A 15,805-nucleotide genomic window follows, 5' to 3' on the forward strand; every position below is an offset into this window, starting at 1 on the left:
GGACCGCGTCATGGCAGAGTTGACGCATCTGGATCAGCACGGCAACGCCCGCATGGTGGACGTGGGCGGGAAGCCCGAGACCGAGCGGGTGGCGGTCGCCCGGGCGGAGGTGCGGATGCGCCCTGAGACTCTGGCCCTGATCCAGTCGGGCGGCGTGCCCAAGGGTGACGTGCTCGGCGTGGCCCGGGTGGCCGGCATCATGGCGGCCAAGCGCACGGGGGAGCTCATTCCCCTCTGCCACCCGCTGCCCATCACGCAGGCCAGCGTCGACTTCGCCTTCGACGAGGCCGGCGGCCGGGTGCTGATCGAATCACGGGTCTCCACGGTGGGCCGGACCGGGGTGGAGATGGAGGCGCTCACCGCCTGCGCCGTGGCGGCGCTCACCATCTACGACATGGCGAAGGCCGTGGACAAGGGCATGGTGATCGGCGAGATCCGCCTGGTGAAGAAAACGGGCGGGAAGAGCGGAACGTACGTGCGACCCGGGGAAGCAGTAGAGTAGCGCAGACCCCCGTGCCAGGTGACGGCACGGGGGTTTTTCGCAAACACCTGCCGCGAACGGAGCGTCTCCGTTTTCCCTCTCTCTTAGTGAGATCAGCGAGAAAGGACCCGGCCATGGACTACTTCCAACTGCTGCGGGCCCACCAGGGCTACCTGGAGCGGATCGCACCGGCGATGCTGGGGAACCGTCCCGACGCCGAGGACGCCCTCCAGGAGGCGGCCCTGTCGGGCTACCGGCACTTCGACCAGCTGCGGGACGGCCCGCCTGGTGCTCACGCCGGCGGTGAAGGGGGTTCCCGTCGACGCCGTCTGGCCCATGGAGGAGGGGGCAACGGCGGACGTCATGGGTGTGCCGGTCGCCCTGACCAGCTTTGAGCGGGAGGACGACCGCATCGGCTTTTCCTGGCAGAGCCCCGACCGGGAGGGGTTCGTGGGGGTTGCCCGGTTCGAGGTCATCGATGCCGCGGGCAACGCCCACCCGCTGGGGGGCTCCTGGGAAAGCCTGTCGAACTCCGTGGGGGAAGGAGTAAGGTACCAGCACTATGCGGCTGAACTCCCTGAGGGCGTGGAGCCGGTGGCCGTCCGGGCCACCCAGGCGGGGGTGCTGGTGGAAGGACCGTGGGTGTTTGACCTGCCGCGATAGCCTGCCGCGGCTTCTACGGGGAAGCCCCTGCGCCGGAAGGCGCGGGGGCTGCTCGGCTGCGCCTTCGCCGCCGGCGCCTTTCCCGCTGCGCCGGGTCGACCCGTGAGGGCTCGGACGCTCGGTCTCAGGCTGATGGAGGACGGCATGGCGGCGGACGATTGCAGCGTTGGGGCGCGCCCGAGCGGTTCTCTTACATCTCGACTATTCATCAGCAGGAAAATCGAGGCCAGACCGCGTACTCTACACGTGAAACCCAGTTGAGGTGATCACATGCTCAAGCTGCGGCTCCAGACGGCCTTCCTGCTGCTGATCGGGCAACTGCTGCTGGGCGCGCTGGGCTGGTTCCTGTCCGGCCGCCTGCCCTGGGTGGGGCTCCTCGCCACGCTGGCCCTGCTCTGGTACGCCTGGCGCCTCGGCGTGGTGTTCCGGGACGAGGCGGAGCGGCGCACACGGCGCTATCGGGCGTCCGCCGCGGCGTGGACCGGCTTCCTCGCCCAGTTGCCCGGCCTCCTGCTCCTGCCCTACTGGGCGCCAGGGTGGATCTACTCGCTCTGGCAGGGCGCATTCCTGCCCGTCCCGGCCGTGCTGGAGCGCTACTGGCCCGGCATGGGCGGCCGCGTGATCCCCTGGCTCTGGCTCACCGCCGTCTTGGTGGTCCTCCTCTTTACCCGCCCGGCCCACAAAGAGCGGCGACAGGAGGCTCCCGCCCAGCGCCTTGCGCCGGGTGAGTGGGCCCCGGCCCGGCGTTTCGCCGACGTACAGAAGCGGGGACTCAAGGTGCGCTGACCCGCGTTCAACGCAAGTATGCAGACTGTTACGAATAATCTGTAAGAAAAAAGGGTGGCGTTCTACCCCTGGTGAAATCCCCCCACGCGCATGCATGGGGGGGATTCGTGTGCTGCGTAGGGTGAGGGAGTTGCACCGGCCGTCCTACCTGATCTTGCGGGCACGGCCCGGGGACACCGGGGACCGCCCCCTCGCGGCGCCGTTCGCCTCGCCCGACATCATGGTGGGGCCGGACGGCAGGCCGCAGGCTGTGGTGTGGAACCTCGGCTTCCGGGAGGTTACGGCCACCACCGAATTCTACGTCGTGCCTGCCGGCCTGCCGGTTGCCCCCGAGAACGCCCGCCTGCTGGGCGTGGGCAACCCGGCGATCATCGAACCCGGCCGGTCGGTGCAAGTGCGCTGCAACCGGGCCTGGTCGGGGGGACAGGCCGACGTGCTGCTGGTCATGGCGTTTCACCCGGACCTCGACCCGGTCGTCCGCCCCTTTGATCCTCAGGCAGACCGACACGTGGGGCAGATGAACTACCCCTGGGTGGGCACCTTCGCCGGGCGGCTGGGCGAGCGCCGGGTGCGGGTCGAGATCCGCCCTGCCCTCCAGGGGCTGTACCGACTCAGACTCTATGAGAATGGAGCCGGCTTCCCCCGGTGCGACCGTGTGATGAAGCCCAACGGGCACCGGTTCCACTGGCTTGAGGTGGAGGGGGAGGTGCGGCTGTTTTTTGACCTTGCGGTCGTGAACAACAACCGGCTGGCGCTGGGCGTCGGCCCCCGGGGCGGTCCCGCCGAGAAGGGGGTGCTGGACCGGGTCGAGGCGTAGGGCCGCACGGTGCCGGAGGCTACCCCTGCTTGGGCGTTGCGAGCCAGTCCAGCAGGTCGGGCGGGTCCATGGCGTTCAGCACGTCCCCGGGCTCCACCCAGCCCCGGCGGGCCTGCCAGACGCCATAGGGCATGTGCTCCAGCTCCCGCACGGAGTGGGCGTCGGTGTTGATCGCCAGCTTCACCCCCGCCTCCCGGGCCAGGCGGGCGTGCACGTCGGAGAGGTCGAGCCGGGACGGGCTGGCCGAGATCTCCAGGGCCGTTCCGGTGCGGGCGCAGGCCTCCAGCACGCGCTCGAAATCAAGGGCGGCGGGCTCCCGCCGGGCGATCACCCGCCCGAAGGGGTGGCCGATGATGTCCACGTGGGGGTTGGCGATCGCGCGGAGCAGCCGCTCGGTCTGCTCCTCCGCGGGGAGTCCCAGGTGGCTGTGTAACGACGCCACCACCACGTCCAGCTCGGCCAGCAGCTCGTCCGGGTAGTCCAGCGAGCCGTCCCGGAGGATGTCCACCTCAGCGCCGGCGAGGAGGCGGAAGTCCTCCCACTGGTCCAGCCGGCGGATCGCGGCGACGTGCTCCCGCAGCCGCTCCGGAGTGAGCCCGCGGGCGATGGTGAGGGACTGGGAATGGTCGCAGATGGCGAGGTAGCGGTAGCCCAGGGCCCGGGCCGCCTCGGCCATCTCCGCCAGCGTTGCCGTCCCGTCGGAGGCCGTGGTGTGCACGTGGAGGTCGCCCCTGAGGTCGGACAGGGTGACCAGGCGGGGCAGCCGCCCGGCGCGGGCCGCGGCCACCTCGCCCCGGCCCTCCCGGAGCTCGGGCGGGATGTAGGGGAGGCCCATCGCCCGGTAGACGGCGGCGTCGGGGGCGGCAGAGCCGGGCCCGGCTTCCGCGGGCGTCTCGCCAGTCCTGCGGGGATCGAACCCCTGCCCTGCCAGTTCCGCCAGGTGGGCGGGCGAGCCCGTCCGCTCCAGCAGCGTGAGGGCGAACGCCTCGGGCGGCACCAGCACCGGGTCCAGCGGGCGCGGGAGAGCGGGCAGGCTGTCCAGGTACTCCCGGACGGCGGCGGGTTCCCGCGTGGCAATCACCACGTCGATGTCCGCAACAGTCTCCTGCCGCCGGCGCACCGAGCCCGCGACCTCCGCCCGGAGCACGGCCGGATGGCTGCGCAGGTGCTGCAGCAGCGCCTCGGCGACCGGGAGGGCCACCCCGATCGAGACCCGGTCGGGCCGGCGGCGCACCCGCTCCACAGCCTCCAGGATCGCCGCCTCCCGGCGCGGCCCCATGCCGGGCAGCTCCCGGAGCTTTCCTTCCCGGGCGGCCAGCTCCAGCGCCTCCAGGCTGTCCACCCCCAGGCGCCGATAAAGCAGCATGGCGGTCCGGGCGCCGAGGCCGGGCACGCGGGTGAGGTCGACCACCCCGGGCGGAACCGCCTGCCGGAGTTCCTCCAGGTAGCCAATGCGGCCGGTCTCGAGGAGCTCGCCGATCTTGGCGGCGATCGCCTTGCCGATGCCGGGCACCCGGGTGAGGCGGCCCTCCCGGGCCAGATCGGCCACCGGCTCGGGAAGCAGCCCGACGGCCTCGGCGGCCTTCCGGTAGGCGCGCACCTTGAACGGGTCTCCGCCGGTGAACTCCAGCAGGTCTGCGATTTCGTACAGCGCTTCGGCCACCGTGAGATTGTCCATCATCAGATACCTCCTGGAACACGTGCGGTCTGGGGGTTCAGGCCGCACGTTCTGGCGCGGCTCTCCGGGCGGGTCGGGATACGGCGCCGGCGGACTGCTGTTCTGGGGTGGAGTTGCCGCCGGGGCCGGACGCGGCGCCCCGGAAAGCGTCCTTGCACCGCTCTAGAAAAGCCGGGGACGGGGGTGCCCCCCTTCCCGCTGGCAGTGCATGGCGCCCGATATGGCAGCCAGCGCTTGGCCCGGCGCCAAAAAAAGCATCCTGAGGGGCTTGACTCCCTTTGGAACCTTCTCTATCATAGGTCATGGTGTTAGCACTCAGGGGTAGCGAGTGCTAACAGATTCACCACTGAGGAGGGACCTTCGAGATGAACATCAAGCCGTTGGGCGCTCGGGTCGTCATCAAGCCGCTGGAGAAGGAAGAGCGCACCAAGAGCGGCATTCTGCTGCCCGATACCGCCAAGGAGAAGCCCCAGCAGGGCAAGGTGATTGCCGTGGGCCCTGGCCGGACGCTGGAGTCGGGGAGCAAGGTGGAGCTCGAGGTCAAGGAAGGTGACACTGTCATCTTCTCCAAGTACGCGGGCACCGAGGTCAAGATCGACGGCGAGGAGTACATCATCCTGGACGGCGAGCGGGACATCCTCGCAATCGTTCAGGGTTAAGGGAGGTTTACGCATAGATGCCTGCCAAGCAGATTCTCTTCGATGAGACCGCCCGGCGCAAGCTCCAGGCCGGCGTTGATGCTCTGGCCAACACCGTGAAGGTCACTCTGGGTCCCCGTGGCCGGAACGTTGTTCTCGATAAGAAGTTTGGCGCTCCGCAGGTCGCGAACGACGGCGTGACCATCGCCCGTGAGATCGAGCTTGAAGATCCCTTCGAGAACATGGGCGCTCAGCTGGTGAAGGAGGTCGCCACCAAGACCAACGACGTCGCGGGCGACGGCACCACCACGTCCTGCGTGCTGGCCCAGGCCATCGTGAAGGAAGGCCTGAAGAACGTCACCGGTGGCGCCAACCCGATGATCCTGAAGCGGGGCATCGAGAAGGCTGTCGACGCCGCCGTCGAGGCGCTGCGCAAGATGGCCATCCCCGTTGAGACCAACAAGGCCATCGCCGAGGTCGCCTCCATCTCCGCCAACAACGACCGGGAGATCGGCGAGCTCGTGGCCAAGGCCATGGACACCGTCGGCAAGGACGGCGTCATCACCGTCGAGGAGTCCAAGACCCTCCAGACCGAGCTGGAGACCGTCGAGGGCATGCAGTTCGACCGGGGCTACGTGTCGGCTTACTTCGTCACCGACACCGAGAAGATGGAGGCCGTCCTGAACGAGCCCTACATCCTGATCACCGACAAGAAGATCTCCGCCGTGCAGGACCTGTTGCCCGTGCTGGAGAAGGTCGTGCAGCGCGGCAAGCCCCTGCTGATCATCGCCGAGGACGTCGAGGGCGAGGCCCTGGCCACGCTGGTCGTCAACAAGCTGCGCGGCACCCTGCAGGTCGCAGCCGTTAAGGCTCCTGGCTTCGGCGATCGCCGGAAGGCCATGCTGGAGGACATCGCCATCCTCACCGGCGGCGAGGTCATCTCTGAGGAGCTGGGCCGCAAGCTGGAGAACGCCACGGTCGAGTCCTTCGGCCAGGCCCGCCAGGTGCGCATCGAGAAGGAGAAGACCACGATCATCGATGGCGCCGGCTCGGCCGAGGCCATCAAGAACCGGGTCGCCTCCATCAAGCGGCAGATCGAGGAGACCACGTCCGACTTCGACCGCGAGAAGCTGCAGGAGCGGCTGGCCAAGCTGGCCGGCGGCGTGGCGGTCATCAAGGTCGGCGCGGCCACCGAGGTCGAGCTGAAGGAGAAGAAGCTGCGCATTGAGGACGCCCTGAACGCCACCCGGGCGGCCGTCGAGGAGGGCATCGTCGCCGGCGGCGGCGTCGCGCTGCTCCAGGCCCAGAAGGCCATCGACGAGCTCATCACCAAGCTCGAGGGCGACGAGAAGGTCGGCGCCCAGATCGTCCGGCGGGCCGTTGAGGAGCCGCTGCGCTGCATCGTCGAGAACGGCGGCCATGAGGGCTCCGTCGTGGTCGAGAAGGTCCGCAACCTGCCGGCCGGCCAGGGCTTCGACGCCCTGAAGGAAGAGTACGTCGACATGGTCCACGCCGGCATCATCGACCCGGTGAAGGTCACCCGCTCCGCACTCCAGAACGCTGCCTCCATCGCGGCCCTGATCCTGACCACCGAGGCGGCCGTGACGGAGAAGCCGGAGAAGAAGGAGAACAACGCCAACCCCGGCATGGGCAGCATGGACATGATGTAAGGGTCAGCCACGGGCAGCCGTCCGGATGCACAGCCGGTTTGACGGCCAGTCTGCGGCGGATTGCCACGAGCACCCCCCAGTTCACCGCTGGGGGGTGCTCCTTTTATGATAAGATAGTCCAAACATGGGAGGTGGAGCCGGTGGTCAGAGCGGTCCTTTTCGACCTGGACGAGACGCTCCTCCTGGACGAGCCGGTGACGCGGGAGGCCCTGGCCGCGGCGGCGGCCCTGGCGGGGCCGCAGGTCGATCCGGTGCGGCTGGCGGAGCGGGCCTGGGCCGAGGCCAGGCGCCTGTGGGCGCAGGGCCCCCACGCCGCGTACTGCGAGCGCATCGGCCACAGCGCCGCCGAGGGGCTCTGGGCGCGCTACGACCGGGGCGACCATCCGGCCATCGCCGGGCTGCGGACCTGGGCGCCCGGATACCGGGTGGCGGTCTGGCGGGCAGCGCTGGCAGAGCAGGGGATCCGCGACGACGGCCTGGCCGAGGCGATGGCGGAGCGGTTCGCCGCCGCGCGCCGGCGGTACCTGTGCTACCCGGAGGTCGACCCGCTGCTGGCCGCGCTGCGGGAGCGGGGCTACCGCCTGGGCATCGTCACCAACGGCGTGCCCGACCTGCAGCGGACCAAGCTCGAGGGGGCGGGCCTGAACGCGGCGTTCGACGCGGTGGTCATCTCGGGCGAGATCGACTGCGGCAAGCCGGAGCCGGGCATCTTCCACCACATCTGCCGCGCGTTGGCAGTCGAGCCCGGTGAGGCCGTGATGGTGGGTGATAACCCTGCGCGCGATGTGGCCGGCGGTCGCGCCGCCGGCTTACGCACCGTGTGGGTGCAGCGATTGGGCCGGGCGCGGGATCCCCGCCACCCGGCCGACCTGGAATGCATGGACCTCGCGGCGATCTTGCCGTGGCTGGACCGCCTGGCGTAAGCGCGGCCGGGCCCCCTGCATGCCGCAGGGGGCCCGAGGGTATCACCGTGACCGCCGGTGTTGCTGTGCCGGCGCCGGGAGTCCTAATCCGCCGCGCTCTCCGACCCGGTGGGCACAGGCTCCCGCAGGCCCACCAGCACCCAGGCCAGGTCGGCCAGCAGCAGGGCGCCGGTGACCGGGAAGACCGCCCGGGGGCCGAAGGCGGCCGCCAGTGCGCCGCCCACCAGCGGCCCGGCGGTGTTGCCCATGAACATCGCCGACTGGGTGACGCCGAACGCGCGGCCCTGGAGTTCCCGGGGCACGCTGCGGGCAATCAGGCCGTTGGCGGCCGGCATCAGACCGCCGGTGAAGAGGCCCAGCACGAACCGGAGGGCGATCATGTGCCAGACCTCGCTGGCCATGCCCTGCAGCAGGTACATCGCGGCGGCGCCGCCCAGGGCGGCCGCGATGATGGGCCGGCTGCCCACCCGGTCCGAAAGGCTGCCCACCGCCGGCGAGATGATCACCTGCGCCAGGCCCGTCACGCTGAAGACCAGGCCCGAGAGCAGCGAGACCCAGCCGGCGGGGGCGTCCAGCTCCTCCAGGTAAGTGGAGAGAATCGGCTCCGCGGTGAGCACCGAGAACATGTTCATGAAGAGAACCACCGCAACGCCCATCACCACGGGATAGCGGCGTACAATCGCCACGGCCGATCCGGTCTCCTGCCGCTCGCCGGCGGGAGCCGGAGTGAAGTGCTCCTGGATCGTGAACAGCACGATGAGGCCGGCCACCAGGCAGGAGCCGCCGGTGAGGAAGAAGATCGGGCGATAGCCGATCACCTGGGCCAGCAGGCCACCCACGATGGGTCCCAGAATCGACCCGGCCATGTTGCCGGTGCCCAGCATCCCGAGGGCCCGACCGGCCTGGTCACGCGGGGCGATGCCCGAGAGGTAGGCGGTGGCCGCCGCCGGGAAGCCGGCTGCGACGCCCTGCAGCAGGCGCAGGAGCAGCAGCTGCTGCGGCGACTGCGCAAAGCCCATCAGGGCGACGATGACCCCCATCACCAGCGTGCTGCGCAGCATCATGGGCTTGCGCCCCACCCGGTCCGACACCGCCCCCCACAGCGGCGATACGATGGCCATCGTCACGAAGTTCGCGGCGAAGATCACGCCAGACCAGAGGCTGATGGCCGGGCCCTGCACGCCGATCTCCGCCAGGTAGCGGGGCAGGAAGGGCATGATCAGGCTGAAGCCGACCTGAATGAGAAAGCTGCAGAACCACAAGATGTAAAGATCACGACGCCAACGCGCCATTTTCATACATACCCCCAATAGTCAACGACGCTAATTATCATAGCACCGTAACAGCTTGGTGTCCATTGCAGAGGAATCAACGGCAGAATGGGCGAAGTTTTAAAGCTACGGCTACGCCTCCACACGGGAGGGAATTTTGAATGGAAACGGCACATCAGGAGCGGCCAGACACCCGCGTCGAGCGCTACCTGGTCGGCGGCCTTCTCGCAGCGGCCCTGGCGGGCATCGGCTGGCTGATTGCCCGCCTCCGCGGCGCGGCGGCCGGTCCGCACCCGCTGGAGTTCGTGGGGCTTGTGCTCTTGCTGGTCCTGGTCGCCTACCTGTGCCTGTTGGGTCATGAACTGCTCACCGTTTGCTACCTGTTGGGGGAACAGGAGCTGCGGGTCTGCCAGGGCCGCCGGATGGCGATCATCGACCTCACGCGGCCCATGCGGCTGCACCGCTGGTTGAACCGCTGGAACGGCGAGGCCGCACCCCGGGAGCTGGGCGGGCTGGTGGTAGAGTGGTACCCGCCGCTGGCCGTGGTCCGCACCGGCATCTGGGTGGTGGAGGGGGAGGACCCCGCCGGGCAGCGACGGGCGCTGGCCCTGCGGCCCTCGCCGCGGCTCCTGGCCCTGCTCCGGGAGTGGGCGGTGCCGAGGTGGGGGGAGGAGCATGGCGAAACTCCTTGGTTCTGAACTGGTACTCGTCCTCTTGACGGGCCTGTTCGCCGCCCTGGGCGCTCCCTGGCTTTCCGGGCGGCCCGCTTCGTTTGCGCTCTTCCTGGTGGGTCTCCTGATGGCTACGGCCTTCGTGGGGCTCTATGCGCTGGCCAACCTGGCCGGGAGGCGCCTCCGGCCGGCGGTGAGCCTGGCCGTGGGAGGCGCCGCCCTGGTGCTCACGCTGTGGAGACCGGCCGAAGGCGTCACCCATCTGGTGGGCGTCGCCGCCGGCGCGCTGCTGACCCTGCTCGGCGCCGCCTTCCGGCGGGGGGCGGGCAGCAGCCTGTTCGCCTACGCCGTGCCGCTGCTGGCTGCCCATTACCTGCTCCTGCCGCTCCTGGGTCCGGTCCAGGCGGCACGGCAGGTTGCGGCGCAGTGCGCGGTGTTCTATTTCTTCGGCCGGGGTCTCGTTCGGCTGGCCGCCCCCACCTCCGCCGAGGGCAATCCGGAGGCGGGGCCCCTCGTCCACCGGCCGGTTCCCGACCGGGTGGTTGGTCTGGTGGAGGCCACGGCGCGCCGCCGCGCCCGACCCTACGCCACCCGGGCAGACGGGAGCCGTGACGAAGGCGCTATCTCCATCCTCTGCCCGGCCGCCGAGGCGTCCGCCCTGGCCGACCGCCTGCGGGAGGCCCTCGCCGCGTATCCGGTGGTCGTGACGCCCGGGCCGGAGGAGGAGCACGGGGCGCAACTGGTCATCCGCATGGCGAACCCGCACGGGCGGGCGCGCTAGCCACTGCTTTCCAGGAAAAACGGTCCCGGGTCCTGCTGGACAGGACCCGGGATTGGTTTATGATGAAGGAGGTTTAGAGGGCGTACCAGCTGCGGAACAGGTCAGGCTTCGACTGCCACTTGCGCTCGGCGCAGGCGACCATCTCCACGCTGATCCCCAGGTCGTCAGCGACCTCCTTCCGGCTCCGGCCCGCCTTGCGCTGCGTCACGATAGCCTCCACATCTTCGGGCATCAGCTGCCAGATCGTCATTTTCGGGTCGCCTCCTTTTCTTGCTCTCATCTCTTGGTCTGGCTATAGCATACCAGCGGCGACTTCTGATAACATCGTTAACAAAGACGATTTTGGTTCGTACTTCCATCTGATGTGGATCCTCCTCCATTGGGAGGAGGGATCAGGGATTGCATCTTTATGCATGGCGCGTTATGATTATGCAACAAGAGCCGAGTAGGGGGCTTGCAGAATGACCATCCGGGCAGGCATTGCCGGGGCCACCGGCTACGCGGGGGTCGAGCTGATCCGGCTGTTGGGTATTCATCCGGAGGTGCAGGTGGTGCTGGCCGGCACCGAGAGCTACCAGGGGCAGGAGCTGGCCTCGGTCTATCCGCACCTGCGCGGCCGGATTGACCTGGTGGGACAGGAGGCGGCCGCAGAGGCCCTGGCGGCCTGCGACGTCGTCTTCGCCTCCCTCCCCCACGGGGTGACGATGGCGCTGGCGCCGGCCGTGCTGGGGGCCGGCAGGCGGCTGATCGACCTGGGCGCCGACTTCCGCCTGCGGGACGTGGCCACCTACGAGGCCTGGTACAAGAAGGCGCACACCGCGCCGGACCTCGCGGCCGAGGCGGTCTACGGCCTGCCGGAGCTGTACCGAGAGCAGGTGCGCGGGGCCCGCCTGGTGGCCAACCCCGGCTGCTACCCGACCGCGTGTGCGCTGGCGTCGGCGCCGCTCCTGAAGGCAGGGGTGGTGGAGACCCGCGGGATCATCTTCGACGCCAAGTCCGGCGTCTCCGGCGCTGGCCGGGGCGTGAACCTGGGCGTTCACTTCTCCGAGGTCAACGAGAACTTGAAGGCGTACAACATCGCGGGGGACCACCGGCACACGCCCGAGATCGAGCAGACTCTCTCCGACCTGGCCGGAGAGCGGGTGGTGGTCAGTTTCACCCCCCACCTGGTGCCGATGACGCGAGGCATCCTGGCCACCGGCTACTTCACGCTGCGCCGTGACCTGAGCACGGAGCAGGCGGTGGAGCTGTTCCGGGAGTTCTACGCCGGCGAGCCCTTCGTGCGGGTGCGCCCCGCCGGCGACCTGCCTGCGACGAAGCAGGTCTGGGGTTCTAACTACTGCGACATCGGCGTGAAGGTGGACCGGCGCACCGGCCGGGCCCTGGTGATCAGCGTGATCGACAACCTGGTGAAGGGCGCGGCCGGTCAGGCCATCCAGAACATGAACCTGATGTTCGGCCTTCCCGAGACAACCGGGCTGCTCGAGGCCGCACCGGTATATCCCTAGAGCTTACACCCACGGAGGGGATCCCATGCAGTTTCGGAAGGCCGTGATGGCGGACATTCCGGCGGTCCACGAGATCATCAACGGGTATGCGGCGCAGGGGCTGATGCTCAGGCGGCCCCTGCTGATGCTCTACGAGTCTGTGCGCGACTTCACGGTGGCGGTGGACGACGACGGGCAGGTGGTCGGGGTGGCCGGCCTGCACATCATGTGGGAAGACCTGGCCGAGATTCGCTCGCTGGCGGTGAGGCCCGGTCTTACCGGGAAGGGCGTGGGCCGCGGCCTGGTGGAGCACCTCCTGGAGGAGGCCCGCACCCTGGGGTTGAAGCGCATCTTCGCCCTTACCTACCAGCCGGGCTTCTTCAAGAAGTACGGCTTTCAGGAGGTCGCGAAGGATCGCCTGCCGCAGAAGGTCTGGAAGGAATGCATTTACTGTGACAAGTTCCACAACTGCGACGAGATCGCGATGATCCGCTGGCTGGTGCCGCCTGAGCAGCAGGTGGACGAGGCCTACGAGATCCCGCTCGTCGCCAGGCCCAACTGGGTGCGATGAAGGAGAGGTGGCGGACGTGAAGGTGGGCGTGACGGCGCCGGCCGGCTTTATGGCAGCGGGAGCAGCGGCGGACATCAAGGGGAACGGCAGCGGCAAGAAAGACATCGCCCTCCTGGCCTCGCGGGTACCGTGCACCGCGGCCGGGGTCTACACCACCAACCTGGTGAAGGCGGCGCCGGTGCTCGTGACGCAGCGTCGCACCGGGGCAGGGCGGCTGCAGGCCGTGGTGGTCAACTCAGGCAACGCCAACGCCTGCACCGGCGCGCAGGGGCTCCGGGACGCGGAGGAGATGGCCCGGCTGGCGGCCGAGGCCCTCTGCCTGAGCCCCGAGCTGGTGGGGGTCGCCTCCACGGGCGTGATCGGGGTGCCCCTGCCCATGGACCGGGTGGCGGCGGGCATCGCCGCCGCGGCGGCCGCTCTCTCCCCGGACGGGGGCGAGGACGCCGCCCTGGCCATCATGACCACGGACACCTACCCCAAGCAGACGGCGGTGCAGGTGGAAATCGGCGGCAAGGTGGCGACCATCGGGGCCATGGCCAAGGGGTCGGGCATGATCCACCCCAACATGGCCACGATGCTCTGCTTCGTCACCACCGATGCGGAGGTTTCACCCGGGGCCCTGCAGGCGGCGCTCAGGCAGGCCGCGGACCGTTCCTTCAACATGATCACGGTAGACGGCGACACGTCTACCAACGACATGGTGGTCGCCCTGGCGAATGGCCTCGCCGGCACCCCGAAGGTAGCGCCGGGCACCCCCGAGTACCAGGTCTTCGCCGATGCCCTGGAGCAGGTGCTGATCCACCTGGCCCGGGAGATCGCCCGCGACGGCGAGGGCGCCACCAAGTTGATCGAGGTGCGGGTGAAGGGCGCCCGCAGCCTGGAAGACGCCCGCAAGGCGGCCCGGGCGGTGTGCGGCTCGAGCCTGGTGAAGGCGGCGGTCTTCGGCGCGGACGCCAACTGGGGCCGGGTGCTGGCCGCCCTGGGCTACTCAGGGGCGCAGTTTGACCCCGCAAGGGTGGACCTCTGGCTGGGCGGCCTGCAGATGATGGCCGCGGGCGCCCCGGTGCCGTTCGACGAGGAGGTGGCGGCCGCGCTGCTCCAGCAGCCGGAGGTGGTCTTCACCGCCCACCTGCACGCGGGGGACGCCGAGGCCACCGCCTGGGGCTGCGACCTCACCTACGACTACGTGCGGATCAACGGGAGTTACCGGACCTAGCCCCGGAAGGTGGGCAGGGAACGCAAGGGGGCTGAGGACCTGGCCAGCGCCGGGTCCTCAGCCCCTCCGTTGCCGAGGGCGCTTGCTTCCCTTTCCGAGGCGTGCAAACCCCCGACGCGGTCAGGTGTTACCCACCGCCCCGGGTCGCCCGCAGGCGGAGTCCTTTCGCCACCGCCTCCACGGCCTCGGACTCCCCCTCGCACTCCACGATCACCCGCGGCCAGACCAGGCCAAAGGCCCGGTGCTCGCCCACCGTCAGCTGCGCGGTCCAGCCCGGTCCGACCACGCTGCCGTCGGGCCGGTTCTCACCGCCCAGCGCCTGCAGGTAACTGCGGATCTGCGCTTCCGTGCTGCCGCGGAGGTCAAGTGTCAGGCGCACCACGAAGAACCCCTCCCTGTCGCGGCGGGCGGAGCCCTCGCCGCCTCCCGGCCCTGCCGGCGGTGGCCGGCGAAGACCCTGACTGCGTTCTTCGGCCCGTGCGGCGGTGGCTCCTGCCGGGCTGCCCCGTTGCGGCAGCGGACCTGCAAAGTATGAACCGTATTGACCCAAAGCGAGTCTGATCGGGCAGGAAGGGGTGCGTTGAAGCAGAAAACATACAGAACCGGAGGCGAGGGGGAGGGAGCGTGACCATGCGCCAGAAAGCCTACGCCCTCATCGTGGAGAACGGGCGGCTGCTGCTGGTCCGGTACTACTACCCCAAGGAGAACGCGTGGTTCTGGAACTTTCCCGGGGGCACGGTGGAACCCGGCGAGACGCTGGAGGAAGCCCTGCGCCGTGAGTTGATCGAAGAGTGCTGCGTCGAGGTGGAGGTCGGCCCCATGCTCCTGAGGGAGGTGGTGCCCGGGCGCAACTACGTGCGTCACTTCTTCCGCTGCCGCATCAAGAGCGGCCGCCCGCGGGTGGGTACGGACCCCGCGACCAACGACTCCATCGGCGCGCTGGCCTGGGTCGACCCGACCGATCCTGGTGCTTGCGGCGGGTGGGGGCGGCGGAACCTGCCGCAGGTCGCCCGGGCCTTGGGCCTCACGCCGCGCCGGCGGAACCGGCTGCCTGCGCCGGTGCCCCGCCAGGCGGCGCCGAAATAGAATAGCACCGAATCGTGGGGGAGGGTCTCCGGGGTGTCGGTGCAGGTGATGCACCAGGGTTCGTCGCCCAGGCGGATGCTGACGGCGACGACCGCCTTGCTGGTCGTGCAACAGCTGGCACTGTGGGACTTGAACGATCAGCAGTTCCGTCTTCTCTACGCCTTGATATTCCTTGCGACGGCGGCCTTTCTGGGGGATGGGCACAGCCGCTACGCGGTCCTCGCCGGGCCCGTGCTTCGCGTGGCGTTCGGGCTGCAGCGGGAGCCGATTCCGCTGGCCGGCGCCGAGGTGAAGGCGCTCCGAAACGGATGGCAGCTTCGCTGGTCCGACGGGCGCACCGTGCGAAGGCTTTCGCTCGACACGCCGGAGGATTTTCGGGAGGCGGTGGAACGGGCCGTGGAGCGGGCCCGCACGGCCGAACCCGGATCGGTGCCCCGCACGCCCCGTGAGGCCGCAGAGGCCGTGCCGGTGTTCCAGCGCACGGCGCTCCGGGAGCGCTGGCTCGCCCTCGCCCTGCTGGTCGTGGCGGTGACGCTCCTGTCGCTGTGGCTGAACCATCCGGCGCCTCTGTTTGCCGTGCCGGTGCTGATCTGGTTCCAGGACCGCATCTTTGCCGGGACCACACTCCTGCTGTGCGACGGCACCCTCTGGTTCCTCGGCGAGCAGGAGCCGGTCTACCAGGTTCCGCTCGCGCACGTCCGGTCCGTGGAGCCCCGGGGGCGGAGGCAGGTCCTGCTCCGCCTGGACGATGCCAGGTTCCCCACGCTGAAGCTGGTGCGGTACCACGGGGGCGTGGACGCACTGGCGGTGCTGCAGCGGGCCGTCGGCGGAGAGCCGCTCTTGCTTCCGGACCGCGCGGGCGCAGGTAGGCCGGCGAGCGGCGCTGGGCCGTCGGACGGGGGCAAGCCCTTCCGTTGTGCCCTCTGCGGGCGGCCGGTACCGGGAAGCCCGGCACCGGGGGCCATACATATCTGCGAACGGTGCCAGCACAAGGTGCGCTACGAGGCGGAAGAGACGGGCCACGGACTGAAGGGAAAGGAGCCGAAGCCCATGTGAGGGCGGCCGG

At 69.5% G+C, this 15,805-nt stretch carries 19 protein-coding genes; 15 read left to right on the forward strand and 4 right to left on the reverse strand.

Annotated elements, in window-relative coordinates; translation table 11 throughout:
- Nucleotides 1-10: 10 nt before the first annotated feature.
- The 5 genes from moaC (at nucleotide 11) to AB2385_RS04755 (ending at nucleotide 2,747) form a co-directional block, all read left to right on the forward strand.
- A complete protein-coding gene (gene moaC, locus AB2385_RS04735; protein ID WP_367653789.1) occupies nucleotides 11-502 on the forward strand; it encodes a cyclic pyranopterin monophosphate synthase MoaC in 492 nt (163 codons plus the stop codon).
- Between the two features lie 113 nt (nucleotides 503-615).
- Entirely contained in the window at nucleotides 616-876 is a 261-nt protein-coding gene (locus AB2385_RS04740) for an RNA polymerase sigma factor (RefSeq protein ID WP_367653790.1), read from the forward strand.
- Nucleotides 845-1,144, forward strand: a complete 300-nt coding sequence (locus AB2385_RS04745) for a hypothetical protein (protein WP_367653791.1) — start codon at nucleotides 845-847, stop codon at nucleotides 1,142-1,144. The genes AB2385_RS04740 and AB2385_RS04745 overlap by 32 nt, the downstream gene beginning before the upstream one ends.
- Nucleotides 1,145-1,414: 270 nt before the next feature.
- Nucleotides 1,415-1,930 (forward strand): hypothetical protein, encoded by a 516-nt coding sequence (locus tag AB2385_RS04750; RefSeq protein ID WP_367653792.1) that lies wholly within the window; start codon nucleotides 1,415-1,417, stop codon nucleotides 1,928-1,930.
- Nucleotides 1,931-2,039: 109 nt separating this feature from the next.
- Nucleotides 2,040-2,747 carry a hypothetical protein gene (locus AB2385_RS04755; RefSeq protein WP_367653793.1) on the forward strand — a complete coding sequence of 236 codons (708 nt, stop codon included), beginning with the start codon at nucleotides 2,040-2,042 and terminating at the stop codon, nucleotides 2,745-2,747.
- 19 nt (nucleotides 2,748-2,766) lie between these two features.
- On the opposite strand, the gene AB2385_RS04760 is transcribed toward AB2385_RS04755, so the two are convergent.
- Nucleotides 2,767-4,425, reverse strand: coding sequence for a PHP domain-containing protein (locus tag AB2385_RS04760; RefSeq protein WP_367653794.1), 1,659 nt, complete (start codon nucleotides 4,423-4,425; stop codon nucleotides 2,767-2,769).
- Between the two features lie 365 nt (nucleotides 4,426-4,790).
- Between AB2385_RS04760 and groES the strand changes: the two genes are divergently transcribed.
- The 3 genes from groES (at nucleotide 4,791) to AB2385_RS04775 (ending at nucleotide 7,656) form a co-directional block, all read left to right on the forward strand.
- Nucleotides 4,791-5,084, forward strand: coding sequence for a co-chaperone GroES (gene groES / locus AB2385_RS04765; RefSeq protein WP_367653795.1), 294 nt, complete (start codon nucleotides 4,791-4,793; stop codon nucleotides 5,082-5,084).
- Between the two features lie 17 nt (nucleotides 5,085-5,101).
- A complete protein-coding gene (groL, locus tag AB2385_RS04770) occupies nucleotides 5,102-6,733 on the forward strand; it encodes a chaperonin GroEL (RefSeq protein ID WP_367653796.1) in 1,632 nt (543 codons plus the stop codon).
- A 140-nt stretch (nucleotides 6,734-6,873) separates the two neighbouring features.
- The gene (locus AB2385_RS04775; RefSeq protein ID WP_367653797.1) at nucleotides 6,874-7,656 is read left to right on the forward strand and encodes an HAD family hydrolase; all 783 of its coding nucleotides are present in this window, start codon (nucleotides 6,874-6,876) and stop codon (nucleotides 7,654-7,656) included.
- Nucleotides 7,657-7,739: 83 nt separating this feature from the next.
- Here AB2385_RS04775 and AB2385_RS04780 read toward each other — a convergent pair whose 3' ends face one another.
- Nucleotides 7,740-8,948, reverse strand: coding sequence for an MFS transporter (locus AB2385_RS04780; protein ID WP_367653798.1), 1,209 nt, complete (start codon nucleotides 8,946-8,948; stop codon nucleotides 7,740-7,742).
- Nucleotides 8,949-9,088: 140 nt separating this feature from the next.
- On the opposite strand from AB2385_RS04780, the gene AB2385_RS04785 reads away from it, so the two are divergent.
- The gene (locus AB2385_RS04785; protein WP_367653799.1) at nucleotides 9,089-9,625 is read left to right on the forward strand and encodes a hypothetical protein; all 537 of its coding nucleotides are present in this window, start codon (nucleotides 9,089-9,091) and stop codon (nucleotides 9,623-9,625) included.
- On the forward strand, nucleotides 9,603-10,379 hold the full coding sequence (locus AB2385_RS04790) for a hypothetical protein (protein WP_367653800.1): 777 nt from the start codon (nucleotides 9,603-9,605) through the stop codon (nucleotides 10,377-10,379). Before AB2385_RS04785 ends, AB2385_RS04790 begins: the two co-directional genes overlap by 23 nt.
- A gap of 73 nt (nucleotides 10,380-10,452) precedes the next feature.
- Here the strand turns inward: AB2385_RS04790 and AB2385_RS04795 are convergent, their stop codons facing one another.
- Nucleotides 10,453-10,629 carry a hypothetical protein gene (locus tag AB2385_RS04795; protein WP_367653801.1) on the reverse strand — a complete coding sequence of 59 codons (177 nt, stop codon included), beginning with the start codon at nucleotides 10,627-10,629 and terminating at the stop codon, nucleotides 10,453-10,455.
- A 211-nt stretch (nucleotides 10,630-10,840) separates the two neighbouring features.
- Here AB2385_RS04795 and argC point away from each other — a divergent pair, with 211 nt between their 5' ends.
- Genes argC through argJ form a run of 3 tightly spaced genes read left to right on the forward strand, consistent with a single transcriptional unit; the run spans nucleotide 10,841 to nucleotide 13,653 of the window.
- Complete coding sequence (gene argC, locus AB2385_RS04800; protein WP_367653802.1) at nucleotides 10,841-11,887, forward strand: N-acetyl-gamma-glutamyl-phosphate reductase; 1,047 nt, start codon at nucleotides 10,841-10,843, stop codon at nucleotides 11,885-11,887.
- Between the two features lie 25 nt (nucleotides 11,888-11,912).
- Nucleotides 11,913-12,437, forward strand: a complete 525-nt coding sequence (locus AB2385_RS04805; RefSeq protein ID WP_367653803.1) for an N-acetyltransferase — start codon at nucleotides 11,913-11,915, stop codon at nucleotides 12,435-12,437.
- A 7-nt stretch (nucleotides 12,438-12,444) separates the two neighbouring features.
- The gene (gene argJ / locus AB2385_RS04810; protein WP_367653804.1) at nucleotides 12,445-13,653 is read left to right on the forward strand and encodes a bifunctional glutamate N-acetyltransferase/amino-acid acetyltransferase ArgJ; all 1,209 of its coding nucleotides are present in this window, start codon (nucleotides 12,445-12,447) and stop codon (nucleotides 13,651-13,653) included.
- Nucleotides 13,654-13,780: 127 nt separating this feature from the next.
- On the opposite strand, the gene AB2385_RS04815 is transcribed toward argJ, so the two are convergent.
- Nucleotides 13,781-14,032 (reverse strand): hypothetical protein, encoded by a 252-nt coding sequence (locus AB2385_RS04815; RefSeq protein WP_367653805.1) that lies wholly within the window; start codon nucleotides 14,030-14,032, stop codon nucleotides 13,781-13,783.
- A 251-nt stretch (nucleotides 14,033-14,283) separates the two neighbouring features.
- On the opposite strand from AB2385_RS04815, the gene AB2385_RS04820 reads away from it, so the two are divergent.
- Together AB2385_RS04820 and AB2385_RS04825 are read left to right on the forward strand one after the other, a co-directional pair.
- Nucleotides 14,284-14,739, forward strand: coding sequence for an NUDIX domain-containing protein (locus AB2385_RS04820; protein ID WP_367653806.1), 456 nt, complete (start codon nucleotides 14,284-14,286; stop codon nucleotides 14,737-14,739).
- A 33-nt stretch (nucleotides 14,740-14,772) separates the two neighbouring features.
- Nucleotides 14,773-15,795 carry a hypothetical protein gene (locus AB2385_RS04825; protein WP_367653807.1) on the forward strand — a complete coding sequence of 341 codons (1,023 nt, stop codon included), beginning with the start codon at nucleotides 14,773-14,775 and terminating at the stop codon, nucleotides 15,793-15,795.
- The last annotated feature ends 10 nt before the right edge of the window (nucleotides 15,796-15,805 follow it).

Source organism: Symbiobacterium sp. (assembly GCF_040797425.1).
Taxonomy (GTDB): Bacteria; Bacillota; Sulfobacillia; order Symbiobacteriales; family Symbiobacteriaceae; genus Symbiobacterium.